We start from the raw sequence: 22,250 nt of genomic DNA on the forward strand, positions 1-22,250 counted from the left end.
ATGTTTTCTAAAATAAATAGCGCTAAATTTGCAAACTTTCCGTTGGTGGCTGCAAGTTCATTATTATTGCTAACTGGCTGTGATGGTGACAGTTATGGCGGCAGTGATAGCCCAACGGTGACACTTGTCGATCCTGTTACCGTAACCTATGAAGTATCCGTTGTTAATTTAACCCACGCTCAACCTATGTCACCAATAGCGGTTGTTTTGCACAATGATGGCCAGCTTTGGCAAATTGGTGAAATGGCATCAACTGAATTAGAAGTGCTTGCTGAGAGTGGAGATAACTCAGGTGTTCTGGCTTTAGAAATGGTTTTGGCCAGTAGTTCGACCGAAGGTATTTTAATGCCTGGCATGACAGAAACCCTTACTGTATCCAGTGTGGAAATAGTGCCAAGCCAATTATCTTTGGCGACAATGCTGGTTAACACTAATGATGCATTTACCGGAATTAACAGCATGTCGTTAACTAATTTGGCTGTTGGCGAAAGTATTTCAATACAAACAAGTTCTTATGATTCAGGCACTGAAAAGAATTCTGAATTAAAGAATACAATTCCTGGGCCTGCTGGTGGTGGGGAAGGTTTTAATAGTGAACGTGATGATGTTGATTTCGTTGCCATGCACCCTGGTGTTGTGAGTATGGATGATGGTTTGATGTTATCAGCATTAGATAGTTCGCATCGCTTTGATAATCCCACTTTACGTGTAACTGTCACTCGTACAGAGTAGCTTTGGTTTTTCTCACCTAAAGGCTGCTCTTTAGGTGGGAAATATGACCGATAAAGTATTAGTTGTAGAAGATGATCAGGATATTGCAGAGCTTATTTCGGTGCAATTAGATGAATTATCATTAAATGTTGATCTTTGTCATTGTGGTAAGCAAGGACTGAACAAAGCCTTAACGAAAAATTACGCTTTAGTCATTCTCGATGTAATGTTACCAGAAATATCAGGACTTGATATCTGTCGACAACTGCGTTCTCAAAAACCGGAACAAGCCATTATGATATTAACCTCAAGAAGTTCAGAAACTGATCAAGTATTAGGATTAGAGCTTGGGGCAGATGACTATATGACAAAACCATTTAGCGTCAGAGAGCTTCAAGCCAGAGTAAGGTGTCAATTAAGAAAAGTGCATTTACTGTCAAATTTGCACTGTCAAAATATTGAGGGGAGTGAGGAAAGTAACTCTCCTATCTCTATTGGTGACTTAGTTATAAATAAAGTCACACACCGAACAAGCTTATCAGGGAATAGCGTAGATCTAACGTCAACAGAATTTGATTTGTTACTTTATCTTGCTTCACATCCAGACCGAGTGTTTTCTCGAACTCAATTACTGAGTTCTGTTTGGGGCTATCATCACAGTGGATATGAGCATACCGTTAATTCCCACATTAACCGGTTGCGCAGCAAACTTGAAAAAGATGCGAGCCAGCCAGAAATTGTTCAAACAGTTTGGGGGGTTGGGTATAAGTTTAATCGCCAAGGCGTAAATGCATGAAACTATCTTTGTATCAGCGATTGTCTTTAGCGTTAAGTTTGGTATTTATTGCCATTGCCAGTGTCTTCTATTTTTGGTCAGAGCAAGTGAGTGAAGAGCTTCGTTATCAATCTCAGCAGCGTTTGCATTTATCGCTTGCCGCAAATCTCGCTCGCGATAATCCTTTATTACAAACCGGCGTTTATGATCAATATGCGCTTGAAAACTTATTTCATACCTTAATGGTCTTAGGTCCAGCGTTTGAGTTTTATTTTGTTGACCCGAGTGGAAAAATTTTGACCTATTCAGCTGACCAATCATTGATTAAACGTCAACAAGTAAGCCTAGTGCCTATATTAAGCCTGATCAAAAACCAAGCACCGCTGCCTATTTATGGTGATGACCCTCGGCATATAAATAGAAAAAAGATATTTTCTGCAGCGCCAGTATTTAATGGAGATCAATTACAAGGGTACTTGTATGTTATTGTCGCCGGCGAACAATACGATACAATTTTTAATACTAGCCAGCTTAATAGGCAGTTTAAAATGTATATGGTGTTAACGATTACAGCCATTGCATTTTTATTTATTTTAATGCTTGGGTTATTTAGGTATGTCACAAATCCTGTTCGACAATTACAACGTGATATGCAAACGTTTATTGAAACCAACTTTAATAAAGAAAAAGTAAATTTAAATCGTTGGAAGAATCATAGCAATAATGAAATTCAACAAGTAGGTTGTATGTTTGTGCAACTGGTTGAACAGATCAATTTGCAAATTAAACAACTAACCAACACCGACGATGAACGTAAAGAATTATTGGCTCATATTTCTCATGATTTACGAACCCCCTTAGCGTCTATGCAAGGCTATATCGAAACTCTTCATTTAAATTCTGCGAGTTTAACCGCTTCACAAAAAACAGAGTTTATGCAAACCGTGCTAAGAAACTGTAAGCATTTAAACCTTTTAATTGACCAAATTTTCGAATTAGCACATTTAGAAGGTGGCCAGGTTTCAGTTGATCAAGAGGCATTCAATTTAGTCGAATTAATTTATGATGTAGTAGCAAAGTTTAGTTTAGAAGCTGAAAATCAGTCTGTAATGTTATCCATATTACCCTGGACAACCAATGTTCAGGTTTATTGTGATATTGGCAAACTAGATAGGGTATTAACGAATCTTATTGAGAATGCACTTAGACATACTTCTGCCGGCGGTGAAATTAAGCTGGAACTAGTCGATTTGGATAAGCATCAATGTCAATTGTCGGTAACAGATAATGGTACGGGCATTAAAAAAGAAGAAATAGCTTATATCTTTGAGCCACGCTACCGCGCCAGTAATGCAGTAAATAATTCACATAAACATAATGGTTTAGGCTTGGCGATTACTAAGCGTTTGCTACAGTTACTTAATGTTGAAATAAAAGTTGAAAGCAATCTAGGCAAAGGGTCTCGATTTAGCTTTGCAATACGAAAAGCTTAAGTAAGCAATGTAACGGGTTAAAGTCTTAATTGTTACTCCTTTGAAGGTGTAGGTTTTTAACCTGCGTCGAGTCATTAACTGGGCTACTATTAATCACTGAACCGCATCATTCTTATTTTTACAAATGCAGCGCTATTGGAATAAACATTAATGGTAAGTACAAACAGCAGGGAACAAACTAAACCTTTCCATCATCAAGTCTCAAACTTTGCAACAGTGTTAAAAACTATGCGCCTGCCATTTTTAAGCTTAACGCTATTTTGTGTTTTGTTAGGGTTATCTACAGCAATTTACTCTAATGTATTGATTAGTTGGATAGACTTTAGTGTTTGTTTAGGCGGAGCTTTAGCGGCTCATATCGCTGTTAATACGTTAAATGAATATCAAGATTTTCAATCGGGTTTAGATTTTAAAACCAGTAAAACGCCATTCAGTGGTGGTAGTGGCGGTTTAATTGATAATCCTAAGGCTGCTCCCGTTGTTTTAAAAATAGTACAATTATCAATAACAATAACAGTACTTTGTGGCGGATATTTCATTTACCAGTTAGGTCCTGCGATTGTGCCGTTTGGTGTAGTAGGATTGCTAATTATCATTACCTATACCCGTTATATAAATACCTCCCCTTTATTGTGTTTATTTGCCCCTGGAGTTGGTTTTGGCGCATTGATGGTGATAGGTACAGATTTTGTATTAAGTGGTACGTTTTCGATGAGCGCTGTGGCCTCAGGCATAGTATGCTTTTTTCTGGTAAATAATCTTTTATTATTTAACCAAATACCAGATGCAAAAGCCGATAAAAGCGTTGGGCGAAAGCACTTGGTCATTGCGTATGGCATTAAACATACATTAGTTGTATACACTGTGTTTTTAATATGTAGCGCCGCAGTGATTGTATTAGCGGGTTTTTATAACGTATTACCTAAATTCAGCTACTTTTCCTTAATACCTATGTTAGCAGGGGTAGAGTCTGTTAGAACACTGAGTAAATCTTTTAAGCAAGAGCAAATAATACCTATGCCAATTATGCAAAGAGCCCTGGGGCTTAATGTTATTGCTGCCAACTTTACCCCTTTATTTTTGGCCGTTTGTATACTGATTGCGGCATAAAACTAAATATATTAGAGCGCTATAATTTAAAGTTTTGTGGCACCATATAAAGTAAGCAATCTGTTTTTGCAATGTCGTTATTTTTAGTTGCCATAAAAATATCTAAATCAACTTTGGTGACCAGTTGGTTGTCGCGTAAAGTAAAAAAAGTATCTATTACATTTTTACCATTGGTATCGATTATTTGTAAGTTTTTTAAGCCGTTATCATCAAGCCACCCCAGCATTTGATTCGCTCTTAGCACACCAAAATTGTGCTGCTCTATATTATTGCAAAGCGTTACACCATCACGTCCTTCATCAATACAGCTGTAAGAAAGTTCAATGTCAGGCTTTAATCGTAGACGCAATGGTTTTAAATAAATATCTACGTTTAATTTATGATGACAACAGCTAATATCGTCGAGAGTTGCCAGTTTTTCAATCCCCATAAAAGCAACTTCATGAGATTGTGCATCTTCACTACTACCGCATTCAATTGTTATCGACTCACAGCCAAAATCTTGCTCCATTAATGCACCTAAGCGAATGTCAGACAAAACCAATGACTGGCAAAATAATGATGTTAACGATAAGGCCATTTCATTTTTAGCTGTACTTACTGAAAACGCAGGGCTAAATCCTGAAGTGTTATGCAAATCTACCAGCACCTCAGGATTTACCTCAGAAATAGCTTTTTCAATTATTTTAGCGCGTTTGAAATATCCGTAGTCTATGTCTTTGCCAAAGCATCTATTGAGATCCATGCCTCCGGGTAATACTCTGTGGGTTAACCTTGGGCTCTTACTAGCGGCTTCCGGAGAGCAAAAGATAAACCTTAAATTTGTTGTAGGTCGAGAAGTCGAACCGAGTGCACTTAGCCATCTATGGCTAGCAATTAATCCTGAAGATTCGTTGCCATGAATTAGTGTTGTGATCACCCTGGTTCGAGTTTGATCTTTTCCAGAAATGTCAATAACCGTTGGTCCGCTTATTGACATAAGGAATTGGTTATAATCAGATTTTAAGTGTTCCTGATCAGGGTCTTGTAAGTAGTTTATTTCATTAAAATCTATGCTCATAATAGCTTCCAGCTTGATACGGGGTGTCCCGTTTTAACGTTCTCAATATATGCTTTTACGACAGCTTTGCAGGCACTGTCTTTATCAAGGTTTTTTTCATAGTATTTTTGTGTATGTTTTTGCCAAATTGCACCGGTAATTTTGTGCTGTAAACGCTGCTTAATAACACCAATAAATTGAGTGATTTCATCGTCATCAATATTCAGGTCTTGTAATCCTTTGATGGCTACCGGTATTAGTGCTTCAATAACATCGGTAATTGCAGTTTCTTCAGCATGGTACTTATTTTTTAACGGCCATAATATTTTTGCATTCAGGCCATGTTTTGCTGCGCGGTAGAAATTGTATTCTGCGTATCGAAATGGGATCACTGCGGTCATTTCATCGATATTGTTGGCAAGACCGTTCGCTAAACCAATGGCAAAAGCTGCATTAGCTAACATATCTATATGTGTAGGACCTGCAGGTATGGCTCTAAACTCTATTCGCATGTGACCATTATTATGATGATCATAAACAGGGCGGTGCCATGGCCAAAGTGTGCCCATATGTAAAGATAATTCATCCAAACGAGGTAAGCTGCCATTCGTTTTCGTACTTATCATAGTGGGTAGGACAGGCGGGTATAAAGACACTGCTTCGGCAAAAAGCTGCCAAACATTATTTCTAAGCCAACCAAAACCAAAATTAACTCTGGCAGGCTCTTGCCAAGGATTTTTTTGCTGGCGTATATCAATTGATTGTTTGAAAAGAGCTATACGGGTTTCATCCCATAATCGGTTCCCTAAAAACAAGGGAGAGTTGGCCGCTATTGCGGTAACCAATGGTAGTGACAACTGTGCAGCATTAAATACTTGGTTAAACTTTTCAAACGGGGTCATCATATGTACTTGAAAAGAAGTGTTTGCTCCTTCTGCACAGATGTCACTTACGGTAATTGATACTGGCTCTTCACCACTAATGTTGATGCTAAAGTCATCACCACGTCGTTGATAAAGCTGCTGTGACAAACAATGGTACCGGCCTAAGTCAGTCATGTATTCACTGTTTAAATGTTGCTGTTTTAACGTAGGCAAAATACCTATGGGCACTACAGAGATATTATACTGTTTAGCAACCTCGTTGAGTTTCTCGGTTTTTAGCAGCATTTCTTTTTGCAATGCACTAAAAGGCTTACCTGATTGTTGAACCGGAGATAAATTTAACTCAAGGTTATATTGATTTAGTTCATGTTGAAATTGCTCATCTTGCAGTTGATCAAGCAACAGTTGATTACTTAAGCTTACTTGGGCATGTTCATCGACAAGGTATAATTCTAATTCTGCACCTAACTTTAGCGGTTCTTGACCAAAGCTTGGTTTAGCCAGAACGTCTTTGAGTTGCTCAAGCTGATGGTACAAACATTGTTGAAAATCATCATAATCAGTTTGGCAATATTCAATGTTTTCTATATCTCGACCCATGAAGTGCACACTTTGTATGAATGTACGGTATTACATAGGATGCACTGTTGTATGAGGTAATTTGTTGATTAAGGTCAAAGGTGTTACATATTTGTTAATTTATTTAACTGAACATGTTAACGAAGTGGCTATGAACGAATTTGCAAATGTAAAAATTAAACTTTATAAGCGGGGAGATCGAAATTGAATGGCTTAACACCATGCATAGTTAAATACCCGGTATAGCTGCTTTCACCATCGCCACTAAACTCAAACTCGAACACACTTTTAATATATAGTCCTTGTCTTTTAGAGCTGCCGACACCTGTTTTTGAACGGGCTATCGCGATAAATTGTAAGCTGTTTTGTTCGCAATGTTGCTCTGCTAAGGCTCGTGCCCGCTCTGCTACTTTACGTAAAAATACAAAGTACCAGATGATCAGAAATGCAAACAGTAAAACGTATATCTCAGCCATGATTAATCCTGCTCTTGTCGTTAGTATTAGTTATTATTTTTAGTTACTTTTCACTTGCGCAAAAATTTGTCCAATTGCATTTGCCAATTTATTACTGCGTTGTGGACTTCGAATGCATTGTAGCAGGGATGGTCTTACTGTTGGTAGTGCTATTAAATCTTGGAATACGGCCATAAATACATCTTGCTCAACAATGTTAACCAGTTTTTCTAGAAATAATGTCAATGTATCAATATCAACCAGGGCTAACCATGCTCTGCCAGATATAGTTAATAATAAATTTAAATCTGTTACCTGTTTGGCGCTAATGATTTCAATAATTAACGCTTTCACTATTGGGTTCTCTGCACTGGCAGAGATAGCTCTAAGCAAATTAGCTAAATGCTCAAAGCTTATCGTTTCGTTTTTCAATTCATTTTTTGCCATATCAATAATTTGAGTAATTAAGGCAATAGGTAACACTTGATTTTCTAATGCTGAACAAAGCGGAGTGAATACCGTCGATGGAATATGAGGTAGTGCATGTGCTAAAGCTTGGCTGTTTTCTTCTGTATCTACTCGTGCGCCAAAGTCGCACAAACCCTGAACACCAACTCCTTGCCATGTTTCCCAACCAAGTTTACCGGTAAAATACAGTTGGCAATGCTCGTAATATTCAGACGATTTTTGTTTTAAATCTCGTTTAACCACGGCATTTAAGGTCGCTAGCTTATATTGTGTTGGTGTGAAGTTATAAGGGTTAGCTTGTAATAACTCTTCTTGCTTTTTAGTTGGATCTTGCGTGAGATCGCTTCCTAGCGCTTCAAGAATAATTGCTAAATAATGATTGCGAGCAGCTTGATTTAATAAGCCACGTTCATCTAATGGAAATTTTACAAACCAAATGTACGGTGTTGCCGGGTTTTGTTGCCAAAACACAATAGCAAAACAAGCATGGCCCTGAATAGGATAAGGGTAAGGTTGCATTGCTTGTTCAACTTTTTCAAAGTCTTGTTTGGCAATTTTAGTAACTTTACGGCCCATATCGTACAAACGATAAGACGAACCTGATAATTTAAGTAATTCTGAAATGGTTGATATTTGGTTCATAGTGTTTGGATTTTATGCCAGAAAATTCAGTTTATTGAGATAAACAATGATTATTGGCGATATTATAAATATAATTACTCCTTAACTCCATGTTAATTACTTTAAACATTAAAATGACTTCAAAACCCACACAGTTAGGCATTCACTTAAAAGATTTAGCGGCGCAATTAAAGCAAGTTGGTCTTTGGCAACTTGAAAGGCCATCAACGCAAGCATTAAGTAGTAGCCAGCCATTTTGCTTGGATACATTAGCATTTGAACAATGGCTGCAATTTGTATTTATCGAAAAGCTGCAGGCGATGATTGTTGCAGATTTGCCTTTGCCTTCGAAAATTTCTGTGGCGCCCATGGGCGAAGAGGCTTTTAAATCATTAGGAAAAAACGCTGCGGATATTATCAGTACGCTTGCCGATATCGACGAACTGCTAAGCGGTAATAAGGAACAGTCTAGCAATGACAGATAAAACTAGCTTAGATACAGCTTCTTTGGATGAGCAATTGGCAGATGACGCCACTGATACACCACCAAGGCTAACTATTTTATATCAAGATGAATATTTAGTAGCGATTAACAAGCCAAGCGGCTTATTTGTACATCGCTCCTTTATGGACCGAGATGAAAAATATTTTGCCCTGCAATTAGTCAGAGATATGGTTGGACAGTATGTTTACCCGTTACATCGTTTAGACCGACCAACTTCAGGTGTGTTGCTCTTTGGTTTGTCAGAAGACATAGCGCGTAAAATGGGGCAAGCATTTACCGATAAGACTATTAAGAAAACCTATTACGCAATAACTCGCGGGTTTTTAGAAGGAGAAGGGCAGGTTGACTACCCGTTAAAAGAAAAGCTCGATAAGTTAGGTGATAAATTTGTCTCTCAAGATAAACCCGCTCAAGAAGCGGTAACTGATTACAAAAGTATTTCTACCGCATCTTTGCCTATCGCTTTAGGTAAGTTTCCCAGTGTTCGATATTCTCTGGTGCAACTAAAGCCTCATACAGGTAGACGCCATCAAATAAGACGGCACCTTGCTCATCTGCGTCACCCTATTATTGGCGATATTAATTATGGTGATAATAAACAAAACCCATTTTTTGGTGAACACTTTGGTTTTAAAAGACTGATGTTGCACGCACAAAAATTGCAATTTAGTCATCCTATTACTCAGCAGGATGTTTGCATTACTGCTGAATTCGATCAAGATTGGCTTAGTGTCTTTGCTGAATTAGGCTGGAAGCTATAAATATTGGGGATATCTAGCGATATTGATAATAAAATCAACTCTTATCCGCATGATTTGAGTAGTTTAGGTTTCCTAATGTCAATTTATGTAATCTAATACCTGTAAATCAACCGAAACTCATTATGTTTGTTTACAAAATTGCAACTTTATGGAAAATAACCACTTTAATACTTGCTAACACTATTTAAACAGGTATACTCCATTTCGCAAGCTTGAAATGCAATACGTTTTATCTCGATTTATAAGTTCAACAAGTTCCAACATCTCGACATAATAAGTAATACATGAAAAAAGCTCTATTTCTCCATGTCGGAGTTGTAACACAATTAATTTATAAATTTAGGAAGATATTATGTCTGATGTACGTACTGGTTCAGTAAAATGGTTTAATGATGAGAAAGGTTTCGGATTTATCGAGCAATCTGAAGGTCCAGATGTTTTCGTTCATTTCCGTGCTATCCAAGGTACAGGTCGTCGCACTTTAACTGACGGTCAACAAGTTGAATTTGAAGTAGTTCAAGGTCAAAAAGGCCCACAAGCTGAGAACGTAAAACCTTTATAAGTTTTACTCTAGCTTAAGCTACTCAAGAAAGTCGATTTAATCGGCTTTTTTTATGCCTGAAATTTGAGTGTAGGTACTAAGTGCAGCACTTTAACTGACGCTAATACAAGAGCAGCAAATTGAATTTGAAGTAGTTCAAGGTCAAAAAGGCCCACAAGCTGAGAACGTAAAACCTTTATAAGTTTTACTCTAGCTTAAGCTACTCAAGAAAGTCGATTTAATCGGCTTTTTTTATGCCTGAAATTTGAGTGTAGGTACTAAGTGCTGCACTTTAACTGACGCTAATACAAGAGCAGCGAGTTGAATTTGAAGTAGTTCAAGGTCAAAAAGGCCCACAAGCTGAGAACGTAAAACCTTTATAAGTTTTACTCTAGCTTAAGCTACTCAAGAAAGTCGATTTAATCGGCTTTTTTTATGACTGAAATTTGAGTGTAGGTACTAAGTGCAGCACTTTAACTGACGCTAATACAAGAGCAGCAAGCGACGAACGTCGTCCTGAACTTGTTTCAGGATCTATTGAACGTCTCAAAAGTGCCATAGAGAGATAGTCAGTTATTTGGAATAACAAAAAATACTTCTTATATTTAGAAGTTAACTATATTGGCTAATGTGTATTAGTTCAGACTAGATCTGACATTTCTATTTGAAAAAGAGAGAGTTACCAACTTTGATTAAAGGTGTCGAAATCTTTAAATCAAAATATAGAGGTAACTCTCATGCTTCATACTAGCAACCCAATCATTAAACACAAAGCAGGTTTACTTAATTTAGCCGATGAATTAGGAAATATATCTAAAGCTTGCAAAGTAATGGGCGTATCAAGAGATACGTTTTATCGTTACCAAGAGCTTGTTGATGAAGGCGGTATTGATGCCCTAATTAATAAGACCCGCCGATCACCAAATATCAAAAATCGTGTCGATGAAGTAACGGAACAAGCCGTCATTGATTATGCCATTGAGCAGCCCGCGCACGGCCAGCATCGCACCAGTAATGAATTACGCAAAGCTGGCGTATTTGTATCAGGCAGTGGTGTTCGTTCAATCTGGCTTCGACATAACCTAGAAAACTTCAAGAAGCGCTTAAAAGCACTAGAGGAAAAGGTAGCCAGTGACGGCATTATCCTCAGTGACTCTCAAGTGGCAGCACTTGAAAAGAAAAAACATGATGATGAAGCTTGTGGTGAGATAGAAACAGCACATCCAGGCTATCTTGGTTCACAAGATACGTTCTATGTTGGCAACATGAAAGGTGTTGGCCGTATCTACCAACAAACCTTCATTGATACCTACAGCAAGGTGGCATTTGCAAAGCTGTACACCACCAAAACGCCAATTACAGCGGCCGATATACTTAATGATAATGTTCTGCCTTACTTCAAGCAAAATGAGCTTCCTATGCTGCGTATTTTGACTGACCGAGGTACAGAATATTGTGGTCGTGTCGATCACCATGATTATCAATTGTACCTGGCTGTTAATGATATCGATCATACCAAAACTAAGGCAATGTCACCGCAAACTAACGGCATCTGTGAGCGGTTTCATAAAACCATTCTTAATGAGTTTTATCAGATCACTTTCAGGAAAAAACTGTATTCCAACTTAGAAGAATTGCAGCTAGATCTGGACGAATGGATGAATTACTACAACAATGAAAGGACTCATCAAGGAAAAATGTGCTGTGGACGGACACCGCGAGAAACATTACTTGATGGAAAAACGATTTGGGCAGAAAAGGATCTAGCTCAAATTTAAACTGACAGATACCTTATGAAAAGTTGGTAACTGTCAGATCAAGTCTGAGCCACTACAGCTAATGGCTCTCAAAGCTTTTATGTTTTTATGATTCAGCTTTTCATATTGAGGGTGCTTGAGAAACTTTGGACCAATCCAACCATCTTCATGCGTAAAAGCCATACTCCATGCCAAATTTGTTGGATAAATATGGAAATCTAAAAGCTTATTGTTATTTTCTGGTTTGTTTTTAGTAATGTAAACTACTTGTTCGTCATGACCGAAACAATCTTCCATCACAACATATTTAGGTGAATCATGGTTTTTATAAAGCTCTAAAGCTTCTTCTCTGTCATGTTCACACTTCAACAAATCCCACATGTAAGTTTTGCCACGTAAAATACCTTTAAAAGATGTTTTCTCAGGATGAAATATTGAAAGCCACTCATGAGCTATTCTCAAGGCTTTTTCACCTTTAATTATCTCATAGTTTTCAATATCTAATTCTTCAATGAGGTTTCTATGTTTCATTTATGGGGTACTTTATTCGCTTTAATATATAGGGGGAATCAGTCTGCTGTTCGCTCTTAGGAGACCTTAACCTTTTCAGTATGTTAAGGTCAAATTTGTGCCATAGATATGCGGTAATAGAAAGTCCATTTCCCTTCGTATCCTATTTTCTCGACACTCACGTAATGTTCCATTCCTTTTATAGACCATTGTTTATTAAAAATGAAAGGCTTAGTTAATTCAGAAGGTATATTTTTAGGTAATTGGCTCCCATCAAATGAAGGAGAACCAAACTTTTTAGTTAGCTTTTTAACTGCACGTTCATATTGGCTAACTGCAATATTCTTTTCAATATACCTCTGAAACATAGAAATTTCATTTACAATATTGTCATCGTTACAAAAGTAGAAATAAATAGAATACTCGCCAAAAGCCTCAAGTTCATACATATTTTCATCAAGAAAATTATGACTAGTCAGAGAAACAATTTCTTTTTGTTGAGTGCAGCTATTCCCTAGTGACATAAGGTTGCTAGATAAAGCTTGGACGCTTTGGGAAATTAACAAAGATAAAAATAAAAATATGTACTTCATGAAATGAATTTATTTCTCTTATTCTGTCTGCTGTTCGCTCACAGCCGCCTGTAATTTTTTCAATAATTTACGTTATATATCTGAACGTTGCAAACATACGATGAGCAATTAGCCTTCTATACTAAATAGCCTTAGCATAGATAAACAAGTCAGTTGTAGGCTCTCCTGACTCAACTGGAAACTGCTTTCTTTTAAATTTTATAATTTCAAAGCCATTTGATTCTAGCTCTGACTTTAAGAAATCGAATTGATGGTAATTAATATAAACTTGATCTCCAGCACTTGAGGTTTGAAAGCCTGATTTAGATTCCTCATCTTCCATAGTGCTTAAATACAGAACGCCCTCAACATTCAAAAGCTTTCTCATATCCTTAATTAGCTTTGACACATCAGATTTTGAAAGGTACGGAGTACAAAACCCACACATAATCGCATCATATGTATCTTTAATAGAGCAAATTGCACGGCTATCCATCACTTCAAATCTAGAGTTAGGGTTATTTTGGCAAGCTAGCGAAACCATGTTTGGCGCTAAATCTATTCCATGTACTTTAAAGTCGCTTCGTTTGTTTAAAAGATATTTAGTTATATTACCTGGCCCACAGCCTATCTCAAAAACACGAGGAGTAGACTTGGTTACCAAGTCACAAAAGGTATCATAGGTATCAAAATAGAAATCAAAGTCCATGTACTTAGCTTCATATTTATCCGCTAATTTATTAAATGTCCTGACTGTGATTTCATATTTATCCATTATGATTTCCTTTGATTTAATGGTGGGTTATCGCATAAAAGTGGATGTTAAGATCAGCTAGCCAAATTTATCCTACTGATATTAAAGATGCTGTCAATAAACTAGAAGTTGAACTAAGTATTAGGGGTTATGGTTCATAATTCTAGGTATTAAATAGAGCATATAAATCCCTTTATTTTTAAAGGGTACTTTCCAATAAGCCATTAATAAATCATTTCTTTAAATTATCCAATAGAACCTAACTGAAATAGTTGTACATTTATTCCAACTAACTGCAGTTTTTTAACTTGGATAGAAAAACTGCTTATAAGTGATAATGTGAATAGTTAGTCATTTTAATCAGTTTTTGATTTGTTTGCGGGGGGCTTTAGTTTTTCTTTAACTAAGTTGATTTTGTTCTAAAAAACAGCATTTATTGATTTTATGTACTATTTGAATAACGTTGCAGTCCCTTTATTTTGAAGGCATGAGGTGACTTGTTTGTTATAACTTTTTAATCTAGAAAAATTATTCTTATTTCCTACACTCAAGAGCTAACAATTTATTTGTTAACAAATTTTTAACGTTGTGTGGTTAGCTACTTTAATCGTTAACTTTATTTTACTAAGAATTAATAATCTTAGAAAATTTCAGCACGTTAGAACAAAAATAAAACTAAAAAACATGTTTGGGAGTTTGAATGTTTAATTCAACAAAAGTATCTCTAGCGTTAGTGCTGGCGGGGTTATCTTGTGTAACTAACGCAGCTACTCATGCTGAGAGTCATAATTCTGGTGCGTTTGATTTAGCTGTTGCCAATGAGCATAAGTTAATTGAAATGCTAAGAAAGTCCGGGAAAATATCTAAAGACGCTACGATAAATGATGCCGAAGCAGCATTGAGTGGTTTTTTAAAAGCACGCCAAGAGCAAGAACGCGCGAAAGCGGGTGTTCAAGATTTCGACATTGCAAAAATGTTCAAGTCGAGTGGTGCAAATAAATTATCGCATTCATTAACCAATGGGCAGGGTAATAAATTAGGTCAAGCAAAGAAAAATGCACCTGCACCTTTAATGTTAGAAAGTTATGACGGTGATGTTCGTACCGCAAAAGTATTAGCTTTATTAATTGAATTTCCAGATTTTCCGCATAATTCAATAATTCCTGAAAGTACCGGAATGTATTTTGAAGATTACACTGCAGATCATTATGCTGACATTTTATTTGGCTCCGATGGCTGGGTTGCTCCAAATGGTCATGTAGCCAACTCTATGAAAATGTATTATGAAGCTCAATCTGGCGGCAGCTACTCTGTTGAGGGCGAAGTTGCTGGTTGGTATATGGCTGAAAAAAATGCAGCTTTCTATGGTAACAATGAAGATGGGGATGCGCGCTCGCTAGTTCGAGAAGCATTGATGCATGCTGCCGCTGATCCAAGTGTAAATCTAGCCGATTACGACATTGAAGATCGCTACGATCTTGATGGAGATGGTAACTTTTGGGAGCCTGATGGATTAGTTGATCATGTCATGATCTTTCACTCAAGTGTTGGTGAGGAAGCTGGTGGTGGCCAATTAGGTGAGGATGCTATATGGGCTCATCGTTGGAATTTAGGTGGAGTGTTTACCCTAAGTGGCACTGAAGCTGCAGCGCCATACTGGGGTGGTATGATGGCGGCGTATGACTATACTATTCAGCCAGCAGACAGTGCTGTTGGTGTTGTAAGTCATGAGTACGCACATGATTTAGGCTTACCAGATGAATATGATACTCAATATACCGGTAGAGGTGAGCCAGTATCTTCATGGTCAATTATGTCTAGCGGAAGCTGGGCTGGACGAATTGGTGGCACAGAGCCAACTGGCTTTAGTGCATGGGCTAAAGAGGCTTTACAGCAATCTATGGGCGGAAACTGGCTACACGGTGCAACTGTAGAGTTTGATCAAATAGACAGTCAAGGTCTGACTGGTTTACTTGATGAAGCTGTGAGTAAAGGTGCAAATAATGATGCGATAAGAATTAATTTACCGCAAAAAGAAACCGTTATTACGCAGCCAACTAGTGGTGAATATGCTTACTTCGGTGAGTCAGGAGATTCCTTATTCAATCGTATGGCGTTTACCGCTGATTTAACGTCGGCAACATCTGCTAATTTGACCTTTAAGGCCTGGTACGATATTGAAACTGATTGGGACTATGCTTATGTCTATGTTGTAAGTAGTGCTGGTGTCAGTTTTATGGCCGGTAATATTACAACGGATACAAACCCTAATGGGCAAAATAGAGGCAATGCAATAACGGGCAACTCTAATGGTTGGGTAGATGCAGAGTTTGATTTATCCGCCTTTGCAGGTGAATCAGTGAGTGTTTATGTATTGTATGAAACTGATGCTTATGTTTCTAACCCTGGTATTTACATTGATGATATCAAAGTAACGACCAATAATGGTGACTTGTTCAGCGCGAATGCCGATACAACTCCTGTAGATGAGCCAATGTATTTAATGGGCTTTAACCCTAATAATGGTGTTAATTATTCAGATCATTATTACTTAGTTGAGTGGAGAACACACAATGGTATTGATGCTGGTTTAGCTCACATAAACGTTGCTGGCCAACTAATGAAATTTGAACCAGGTTTATTGATTTGGTATGTAGATAATGCTTTTGATAATAACTGGGTTGGTAATCACCCTGGTGATGGTTTCTTAGGTGTTGTTGATGCCGATAGACACAGCAATAAGTGGAACGATCAATCTATTGCATCTACTCGTTATCAAATACATGATGCAACTTTCTCGTTAACAAAAGATTCAAAGTTAACTATTGACTTGAAAGATAGTTATGGAATTTCATTAATTGATAACTTTACTCAACGAAACCCTGAATTTGATGACAGTACATCGTTTATTTCTGCAGATATTCCGGATGCAGGTAGAAATGTGCCGAACTATGGTTTGAAGATTAGAGTTATGTCGCAAAGTAAAGATGGTTCAGTTGGTAAAGTTTTAATTTACCGTTAATAATCTGATTTTGTATCTATAAAAAAGCGCACTTGTTGCGCTTTTTTTTTGCATATGGATATGCTTATCCTCCCGAACCACGGATGGGGAAAAGGGAGGGTTTACTTCAGGGATGAAGGAATGCAAATCGCCATGGATGGCAATAGATTTGTAAGCTCAGGGATGAAGGAATGCAAATCGCCATGGGCCGCTTCTACGCATCCTTGCGTTCACGGCATATACAACTTCCATGTTGAAAACGGCATCAAGTTTGTAACTTCAGGGATGAAGGAATGCAAATCGCAAAGGATAGAGTAAGAAGGGGGAATATGTGCTTAATCTAGGCTTAAAAATACAAGTGTTACTGAACAATACCGAACCCTTTGTAACCTCAACAGAAATTACCTATACTATTTTTACAACAAGAATAGGATATGGCCATGACCTACCAAACGTCACTACATAAATTTTTAGCTAACAGTAAAACCTATCAAAACGAAGCTTTTTTGCACCAGCCAATTGATGGTGTATGGCATACATTAACTTTTGCTGACGTTGAGCAGCAAGCAAGAACAATTGCTTCAGGATTGCTGAGCCAAGGGTTTGAACGAGGTGATCGCATTGGCATTTTTTCAAAAAACTGTGCTGAATGGTTTATTGTTGATTTAGCCATAATGATGGCTGGAATGGTCAGTGTGCCAATATATTCGACTGCGGGCGCTAAAACGATACGATATGTAATTGAACATAGTGCAATGAAGGCAATGTTCATTGGTAAACTCGACTCATTTGACGCTATTGAACAGAGCTTGACGGATGAATTACTCACCATATCTTTCCCTTATCCTACTACTGCTTGTAAAAGCAGTTGGCAAAACTGGTTAACTACTTATAAACCGCTGGAAGAGACACATTCACCATTGCCTGATGAGTGCATGTCAATTGTTTATACCTCTGGCACAACAGGTAACCCTAAAGGGGTTGTGATAAGTTATTTAAATATTGGCTCAGCGGCCAGTAGTACCTGTAAACTTGTTAATGCTTCTCGTAATGATAGGTTTATGTCTTATTTACCTCTTGCTCATATTACCGAACGCAGTATTGTTGAATGCGCTGCTTATGAATCTGCCATACAAGTATATTTTGTTGAGTCGTTAGATACTTTTATTGATGACTTACAACACGCTTCACCAACATTTTTCTTATCAGTGCCTAGGCTGTGGGCAAAATTTCAAGCGCAAATTTTTATTAAAATGCCGGCCAAAAAACTCAAATTGCTACTTAGCTTGCCAATTATTGGTAAGCTTGTTGCGAAAAAAATTCGGTTGAAATTGGGCTTGTCTGCTACTCGTGTGTTTGCCAGTGGCTCAGCGCCTATCGCCAAGTCATTATTGGTTTGGTACCAAAAAATAGGGATTAATATCAGCGAAGGTTGGGGGATGACCGAAACGTCAGGTTTGTCTTGTGGTAACTTTCCTTTTACTTCCAGCCGACTTGGCACAATAGGTGTTCCGGTTGATTGCGTAAAAATGAAACTGTCAGAGCAACAAGAGATTTTGATCAGCGGTGATGCAGTTTTTAAAGAATATTATCTAAACCCTGAAGCAACTGAAAAAGAATTTACCGATAATTGGTTTCACACGGGTGATAAAGGTGAAATCACTAATGACGGTGCTTATAAAATCGTTGGTCGTATTAAAGAGCAGTTTAAAACCTCAAAAGGTAAATATGTAGTACCGGTACCAATAGAAGGGATGTTGTGTCGTAATAGCGTCATCGAACAAGTGTGTGTTATGGGGCTTGGGCTTAAACAGCCAATTGCTTTAGTTGTTTTAGGTGAAGGAATAGACCGACACGATAATAGTATTCAACAAGGGCTTTTGGCTACATTAGAAGAAGTAAATAACGAGCTGGAGAGCCATCAGCGGCTAGACTTTATTTACGTTTGTGCACACCCTTGGGATATTGAAAATGAGTTATTAACGCCAACGTTAAAGTTGAAGCGTAGTAGTATAGAGCAGTTTTATTCGGATAAATTACCGAGAACTAATGAAACTAAAGTAGTTGTTGAGCTATAAAAATACTACTAATAAATTTGGCATAAAAAAACCTGATAGTAGACTAACTATCAGGTTTGTTTTTTCAAAAGTATTATAAGCTTCTATACGTTAAATCTGAAGTGAACAACGTCACCATCTTTAACTTTGTATTCTTTACCTTCTAAACGCCATTTACCGGCTTCTTTAGCGCCTGATTCACCGTTATTGGTAATGTAATCGTCATAACCAATTACTTCTGCTCGGATAAAGCCTTTTTCAAAATCGGTGTGAATAACACCGGCAGCTTGTGGCGCAGTAGCATCCACTTTAACTGTCCAGGCACGAACTTCTTTAACACCAGCAGTAAAATAGGTTTGCAGGTGCAATAGGCTGTAACCTGAGTTAATTACGCGGTTTAATCCTGGCTCAGTTAAGCCTAAATCTTCCATAAACTCAACGCGCTCGTCTTCGTCCATTTCAGACAATTCGCTTTCAATTTCAGCACAAACGGCAACCACTACAGCACCTTCTTTTTCTGCAATGTCACGAACTTGATCTAAATATGGGTTATCTTCAAAGCCATCATCATTTACGTTAGCAATATACATGGTTGGTTTTGACGTTAAAAAATTAAAATAAGCAACGGCTGCACTTTCTTCTTTAGTTAACTCTAAAGAGCGGATCATTTCACCTTCTTCAACGTGCTTAAGTATTTTTTCTAATACTGACACTTCAAATTTTGCGTCTTTATCACCACCTTTAGCACGCTTGCTTTGACGGTGAATAGCACGCTCAGCGGTATCCATATCAGCAAGTGCTAATTCAGTATTAATAACATCGATATCGTCTTGTGGGTTTACATCACCAGCAACGTGAACAATGTTTTCATTGTCGAAACAACGAACAACGTGTCCAATAGCGTCAGTTTCACGGATGTTTGCCAAAAACTTGTTGCCTAAACCTTCACCTTTAGATGCACCAGCTACAAGACCTGCAATATCAACAAACTCCATAGTTGTTGGTAGTACACGTTCAGGTTTAACAATATCGGCTAACTTGTCTAAGCGAGGATCTGGCACAGGTACTACACCGGTGTTTGGCTCAATTGTACAAAACGGAAAGTTAGCGGCTTCAATACCGGCTTTCGTTAATGCGTTAAATAAAGTAGATTTACCAACGTTTGGTAAACCAACAATGCCACATTTAAATCCCATGATAATTTCCTGTGCGTTTAGCTTGCTTTAAAAGTATGTAATCTATTTTGAGCTTTTTTGAGACCGTCTTTTTCCCAGATCTCAAAACAACGAGCACCTTCGTCGATGCTTTGCTCTAACAATGTTTGTTCATTTGCCGGGGCTTTACCCAACACATAACCGGTTACCCGGTCTCTATGCCCAGGATGACCAATGCCAATCCTAAGCCTGTAAAAATCTTTGTTATTTGCCATGCAAGAGATAATATCTCTTAAGCCATTATGGCCGCCATGACCACCGCCTTGTTTTATTTTACAAACACCTGGGTCTAAGTCTAGCTCGTCGTGAGCAACTAAGATGTTTTCTACCGGTATACGGAAAAAGTTCGCTAAAGGAGCAACTGCTTTGCCACTGCGATTCATAAAGGTAGTAGGGATCAGTAAATGGACAATTTCAGAGCCAATAAGGCCTTTGCCATATAAACCGTTGTATTTTTTATCGGGCGATAAGGATATGTTGTATTGTCTTGCTAGTTCTTCTACGAACCAGACACCAGCATTATGCCGGGTTTTGGTATATTCGGGGCCTGGATTACCCAGGCCCACAACCAACTGAATATTAGTCGTCAAGGAAAGTCCTCAGCGATTATTCTTCAGGTGCTACTTCTGCATCACCTTCAGCAGCTTCTTCTTCATCATCTGAAGTTTTAGCAGCTTTTGGAACGCTAGCTGATACAACAGCTGAATCGTGATCTTCACCTTTAGCTAACTCAACTGAAGTTACGCCTTTAGGAAGAGCGATATCAGATAAGTGTAATGGGTGACCAACTTCTAAGTTTGCAACATCTACTTCGATGAACTCAGGTAAGTTCTTCGGTAAACATGCAACTTCGATTTCATTCAAGTTATGAACAACGATGTTACCAGCTTTAGTTACTTCTTCTTCGTTAATGAAGTGAATTGGAACTGAAGTGTGTAACTCAGTTTTAGCATCAACACGTAAGAAGTCTAAGTGCATTACTTGTTCTTTGTACGGGTGACGTTGCATATCTTTGATTACAACTTTAACTTTCTTTTTGCCGATGTTTAACGTAAGAATGTGAGAGTAAAACCCTTCTTCTTGTTGTGCACGCCAAAGTTTGTTGTGAGCTAAAGTAATAGATACTGGTTCTTGACCCGTACCGTAAACGATTGCTGGAACTTTATTCGCGTGACGTAGGCGGCGGCTCGCACCTTTCCCCAAATCTGTGCGAACTTCCGCATCTAATGTATATAAATCCATAATGATTTCTCTATATTAATAGTAAAATTGTAATTATTCTTTGCGACCAAGAATAATTGTTAATGCCCAATTTGGGCTTCCTTTGCATTAGCGTTACACAAGAATTAACTTGCACTGAGCTAAAAAAGGCGGCGAATGATAACATTTTTAAGGCTGTTAACAAACAAAAAGTGCGCTAAAAAGCGCACTTTATTGAAATTTTTTGTAAAGTAAGAGTTATATTAACTTTTACTTTAGCAATTATGCTTCAAACATTGCCGAAATAGACTCTTCGTTGCTCACGCGACGAATGGCTTCAGACAACATACCTGATAGGCTTAATTGACTAACATTTGGTAATGCTTTCATTTCAGGAGTTAATGGAATTGAATCGGTTACGATCATTTCATCAATTACTGAGTTTTTAATGTTTTCAACGGCACCGCCAGATAAAACCGGGTGAGTAGCATAAGCAAACACTCGACGAGCACCGTGCTCTTTAAGAGCTGCAGCTGCTTTACATAATGTACCGCCGGTATCAATCATGTCATCAACAATAATACAGTCACGACCTTCAACATCACCAATAATATGCATTACTTGTGAAACGTTAGCTTTCGGGCGACGTTTATCAATGATAGCTAAATCAGTGTCATCTAATAGTTTTGCTACTGCGCGAGCACGCACAACACCACCAATATCAGGAGATACTACAACCGGGTTTTCCAGTTTTTTCTCTAACATATCTTCAAGTAAAATTGGCGTACCGAACACGTTGTCTACTGGTACGTCGAAGAAACCTTGGATTTGTTCGGCGTGTAAATCAACGGTAAGAACACGGTCTACACCAACACTTGATAAGAAGTCAGCAACAACCTTTGCTGTAATTGGCACACGAGCACTTCGTACACGACGATCTTGGCGAGCGTAACCAAAGTATGGCATAACGGCAGTAATACGACCGGCCGAAGCACGACGTAAAGCATCAACCATTACGATAAGTTCCATAAGGTTGTTATTAGTAGGGGCACAAGTAGATTGGATTATAAAAACATCCGCACCACGAACGTTTTCAGTAATTTCAACGCTGATTTCACCATCACTAAAACTGCCAACTTTTGCATCACCTAAAGTAATATATAGGCGGTCTGCAATTTTTTTAGCCAGTTCAGGGGTGGCGTTACCCGCAAAAATTTTCATGTCAGGCACTGTCAGTTCCTCA

General features: G+C 38.0%; 23 protein-coding genes. 12 read left to right on the top strand and 11 right to left on the bottom strand.

All coding sequences use genetic code 11. The features are described from left to right. The 4 genes from RI845_RS06735 to RI845_RS06750 all read left to right on the top strand — a co-directional run bounded on the left by RI845_RS06735 (position 1) and on the right by RI845_RS06750 (position 4,089). A complete protein-coding gene (locus tag RI845_RS06735; protein WP_348388972.1) occupies positions 1-732 on the top strand; it encodes a spondin domain-containing protein in 732 nt (243 codons plus the stop codon). 43 nt (positions 733-775) lie between these two features. After that, complete coding sequence (locus RI845_RS06740; RefSeq protein WP_348388973.1) at positions 776-1,507, top strand: response regulator transcription factor; 732 nt, start codon at positions 776-778, stop codon at positions 1,505-1,507. After that, the gene (locus RI845_RS06745; RefSeq protein ID WP_348388974.1) at positions 1,504-2,979 is read left to right on the top strand and encodes a sensor histidine kinase; all 1,476 of its coding nucleotides are present in this window, start codon (positions 1,504-1,506) and stop codon (positions 2,977-2,979) included. The genes RI845_RS06740 and RI845_RS06745 overlap by 4 nt, the downstream gene beginning before the upstream one ends. A 150-nt stretch (positions 2,980-3,129) precedes the next feature. Continuing rightward, positions 3,130-4,089 (top strand): prenyltransferase, encoded by a 960-nt coding sequence (locus tag RI845_RS06750; RefSeq protein ID WP_348388975.1) that lies wholly within the window; start codon positions 3,130-3,132, stop codon positions 4,087-4,089. A gap of 19 nt (positions 4,090-4,108) precedes the next feature. Here the strand turns inward: RI845_RS06750 and RI845_RS06755 are convergent, their stop codons facing one another. From RI845_RS06755 to RI845_RS06770, 4 genes are all read right to left on the bottom strand, one after another. Then, positions 4,109-5,149: a M14 family metallopeptidase gene (locus RI845_RS06755; protein ID WP_348388976.1), complete on the bottom strand. Its 1,041-nt coding sequence runs from the start codon at positions 5,147-5,149 to the stop codon at positions 4,109-4,111. Beyond that, positions 5,146-6,612, bottom strand: coding sequence for a hypothetical protein (locus RI845_RS06760; protein ID WP_348388977.1), 1,467 nt, complete (start codon positions 6,610-6,612; stop codon positions 5,146-5,148). The genes RI845_RS06755 and RI845_RS06760 overlap by 4 nt, the downstream gene beginning before the upstream one ends. 155 nt (positions 6,613-6,767) lie before the next feature. Then, positions 6,768-7,067, bottom strand: a complete 300-nt coding sequence (locus RI845_RS06765; protein ID WP_348388978.1) for a DUF3301 domain-containing protein — start codon at positions 7,065-7,067, stop codon at positions 6,768-6,770. A 39-nt stretch (positions 7,068-7,106) separates the two neighbouring features. Beyond that, the gene (locus RI845_RS06770; protein WP_348388979.1) at positions 7,107-8,156 is read right to left on the bottom strand and encodes a DUF3549 family protein; all 1,050 of its coding nucleotides are present in this window, start codon (positions 8,154-8,156) and stop codon (positions 7,107-7,109) included. A gap of 113 nt (positions 8,157-8,269) precedes the next feature. On the opposite strand from RI845_RS06770, the gene RI845_RS06775 reads away from it, so the two are divergent. The 6 genes from RI845_RS06775 (at position 8,270) to RI845_RS06790 (ending at position 11,720) form a co-directional block, all read left to right on the top strand. Further along, positions 8,270-8,620 carry a YqcC family protein gene (locus tag RI845_RS06775; protein ID WP_348388980.1) on the top strand — a complete coding sequence of 117 codons (351 nt, stop codon included), beginning with the start codon at positions 8,270-8,272 and terminating at the stop codon, positions 8,618-8,620. Beyond that, a complete protein-coding gene (gene truC / locus RI845_RS06780; RefSeq protein ID WP_348388981.1) occupies positions 8,610-9,401 on the top strand; it encodes a tRNA pseudouridine(65) synthase TruC in 792 nt (263 codons plus the stop codon). The genes RI845_RS06775 and truC overlap by 11 nt, the downstream gene beginning before the upstream one ends. Before the next feature lie 352 nt (positions 9,402-9,753). Then, positions 9,754-9,963, top strand: coding sequence for a cold-shock protein (locus tag RI845_RS06785; RefSeq protein WP_348388982.1), 210 nt, complete (start codon positions 9,754-9,756; stop codon positions 9,961-9,963). A gap of 103 nt (positions 9,964-10,066) precedes the next feature. Next, entirely contained in the window at positions 10,067-10,144 is a 78-nt protein-coding gene (locus RI845_RS18800; protein ID WP_405054122.1) for a cold-shock protein, read from the top strand. Between the two features lie 103 nt (positions 10,145-10,247). After that, a complete protein-coding gene (locus RI845_RS18805; RefSeq protein ID WP_405054123.1) occupies positions 10,248-10,325 on the top strand; it encodes a cold-shock protein in 78 nt (25 codons plus the stop codon). A gap of 354 nt (positions 10,326-10,679) precedes the next feature. After that, on the top strand, positions 10,680-11,720 hold the full coding sequence (locus RI845_RS06790) for an IS481 family transposase (protein ID WP_348388983.1): 1,041 nt from the start codon (positions 10,680-10,682) through the stop codon (positions 11,718-11,720). 33 nt (positions 11,721-11,753) lie between these two features. Here the strand turns inward: RI845_RS06790 and RI845_RS06795 are convergent, their stop codons facing one another. The 3 genes from RI845_RS06795 to RI845_RS06805 all read right to left on the bottom strand — a co-directional run bounded on the left by RI845_RS06795 (position 11,754) and on the right by RI845_RS06805 (position 13,556). After that, a complete protein-coding gene (locus RI845_RS06795; protein ID WP_348388984.1) occupies positions 11,754-12,230 on the bottom strand; it encodes a hypothetical protein in 477 nt (158 codons plus the stop codon). An 89-nt stretch (positions 12,231-12,319) separates the two neighbouring features. Continuing rightward, entirely contained in the window at positions 12,320-12,802 is a 483-nt protein-coding gene (locus RI845_RS06800) for a hypothetical protein (RefSeq protein ID WP_348388985.1), read from the bottom strand. Between the two features lie 121 nt (positions 12,803-12,923). Next, positions 12,924-13,556 carry a class I SAM-dependent methyltransferase gene (locus tag RI845_RS06805; protein WP_348388986.1) on the bottom strand — a complete coding sequence of 211 codons (633 nt, stop codon included), beginning with the start codon at positions 13,554-13,556 and terminating at the stop codon, positions 12,924-12,926. A 679-nt stretch (positions 13,557-14,235) separates the two neighbouring features. Here RI845_RS06805 and RI845_RS06810 point away from each other — a divergent pair. Together RI845_RS06810 and RI845_RS06815 are read left to right on the top strand one after the other, a co-directional pair. Next, a complete protein-coding gene (locus RI845_RS06810) occupies positions 14,236-16,557 on the top strand; it encodes an immune inhibitor A domain-containing protein (protein ID WP_348388987.1) in 2,322 nt (773 codons plus the stop codon). A gap of 419 nt (positions 16,558-16,976) precedes the next feature. Then, the gene (locus RI845_RS06815) at positions 16,977-18,614 is read left to right on the top strand and encodes an AMP-binding protein (protein WP_348388988.1); all 1,638 of its coding nucleotides are present in this window, start codon (positions 16,977-16,979) and stop codon (positions 18,612-18,614) included. Positions 18,615-18,697: 83 nt separating this feature from the next. Here RI845_RS06815 and ychF read toward each other — a convergent pair whose 3' ends face one another. The 4 genes from ychF to RI845_RS06835 form a co-directional block, all read right to left on the bottom strand. Beyond that, positions 18,698-19,789 carry a redox-regulated ATPase YchF gene (gene ychF, locus RI845_RS06820; RefSeq protein WP_348388989.1) on the bottom strand — a complete coding sequence of 364 codons (1,092 nt, stop codon included), beginning with the start codon at positions 19,787-19,789 and terminating at the stop codon, positions 18,698-18,700. 17 nt (positions 19,790-19,806) lie between these two features. After that, positions 19,807-20,397 carry an aminoacyl-tRNA hydrolase gene (pth, locus tag RI845_RS06825; RefSeq protein ID WP_348388990.1) on the bottom strand — a complete coding sequence of 197 codons (591 nt, stop codon included), beginning with the start codon at positions 20,395-20,397 and terminating at the stop codon, positions 19,807-19,809. A 16-nt stretch (positions 20,398-20,413) separates the two neighbouring features. Then, entirely contained in the window at positions 20,414-21,049 is a 636-nt protein-coding gene (locus RI845_RS06830) for a 50S ribosomal protein L25/general stress protein Ctc (RefSeq protein WP_348388991.1), read from the bottom strand. Positions 21,050-21,289: 240 nt separating this feature from the next. After that, positions 21,290-22,237, bottom strand: a complete 948-nt coding sequence (locus tag RI845_RS06835) for a ribose-phosphate pyrophosphokinase (RefSeq protein WP_348389513.1) — start codon at positions 22,235-22,237, stop codon at positions 21,290-21,292. Between the last annotated feature and the right edge of the window lie 13 nt (positions 22,238-22,250).

This window comes from Thalassotalea nanhaiensis (assembly GCF_031583575.1).
Lineage (GTDB): Bacteria > Pseudomonadota > Gammaproteobacteria > Enterobacterales > Alteromonadaceae > Thalassotalea_A > Thalassotalea_A nanhaiensis.

Excerpts from the sequence above, each read along its gene's own strand:
- RI845_RS06790 (WP_348388983.1), top strand. The coding sequence starts at position 10,680 with ATGCTTCATACTAGCAACCCAATCATTAAACACAAAGCAGGTTTACTT.
- RI845_RS06805 (WP_348388986.1), bottom strand. The coding sequence starts at position 13,556 with ATGGATAAATATGAAATCACAGTCAGGACATTTAATAAATTAGCGGAT.
- RI845_RS06810 (WP_348388987.1), top strand. The coding sequence starts at position 14,236 with ATGTTTAATTCAACAAAAGTATCTCTAGCGTTAGTGCTGGCGGGGTTA.
- RI845_RS06740 (WP_348388973.1), top strand. The coding sequence starts at position 776 with ATGACCGATAAAGTATTAGTTGTAGAAGATGATCAGGATATTGCAGAG.
- RI845_RS06795 (WP_348388984.1), bottom strand. The coding sequence starts at position 12,230 with ATGAAACATAGAAACCTCATTGAAGAATTAGATATTGAAAACTATGAG.
- RI845_RS06750 (WP_348388975.1), top strand. The coding sequence starts at position 3,130 with ATGGTAAGTACAAACAGCAGGGAACAAACTAAACCTTTCCATCATCAA.
- RI845_RS06775 (WP_348388980.1), top strand. The coding sequence starts at position 8,270 with ATGACTTCAAAACCCACACAGTTAGGCATTCACTTAAAAGATTTAGCG.
- RI845_RS06755 (WP_348388976.1), bottom strand. The coding sequence starts at position 5,149 with ATGAGCATAGATTTTAATGAAATAAACTACTTACAAGACCCTGATCAG.
- RI845_RS06800 (WP_348388985.1), bottom strand. The coding sequence starts at position 12,802 with ATGAAGTACATATTTTTATTTTTATCTTTGTTAATTTCCCAAAGCGTC.
- RI845_RS06770 (WP_348388979.1), bottom strand. The coding sequence starts at position 8,156 with ATGAACCAAATATCAACCATTTCAGAATTACTTAAATTATCAGGTTCG.
- RI845_RS06735 (WP_348388972.1), top strand. The coding sequence starts at position 1 with ATGTTTTCTAAAATAAATAGCGCTAAATTTGCAAACTTTCCGTTGGTG.
- RI845_RS06785 (WP_348388982.1), top strand. The coding sequence starts at position 9,754 with ATGTCTGATGTACGTACTGGTTCAGTAAAATGGTTTAATGATGAGAAA.
- truC (WP_348388981.1), top strand. The coding sequence starts at position 8,610 with ATGACAGATAAAACTAGCTTAGATACAGCTTCTTTGGATGAGCAATTG.
- RI845_RS06760 (WP_348388977.1), bottom strand. The coding sequence starts at position 6,612 with ATGGGTCGAGATATAGAAAACATTGAATATTGCCAAACTGATTATGAT.
- RI845_RS06745 (WP_348388974.1), top strand. The coding sequence starts at position 1,504 with ATGAAACTATCTTTGTATCAGCGATTGTCTTTAGCGTTAAGTTTGGTA.
- RI845_RS06765 (WP_348388978.1), bottom strand. The coding sequence starts at position 7,067 with ATGGCTGAGATATACGTTTTACTGTTTGCATTTCTGATCATCTGGTAC.
- RI845_RS06815 (WP_348388988.1), top strand. The coding sequence starts at position 16,977 with ATGACCTACCAAACGTCACTACATAAATTTTTAGCTAACAGTAAAACC.
- ychF (WP_348388989.1), bottom strand. The coding sequence starts at position 19,789 with ATGGGATTTAAATGTGGCATTGTTGGTTTACCAAACGTTGGTAAATCT.
- RI845_RS06830 (WP_348388991.1), bottom strand. The coding sequence starts at position 21,049 with ATGGATTTATATACATTAGATGCGGAAGTTCGCACAGATTTGGGGAAA.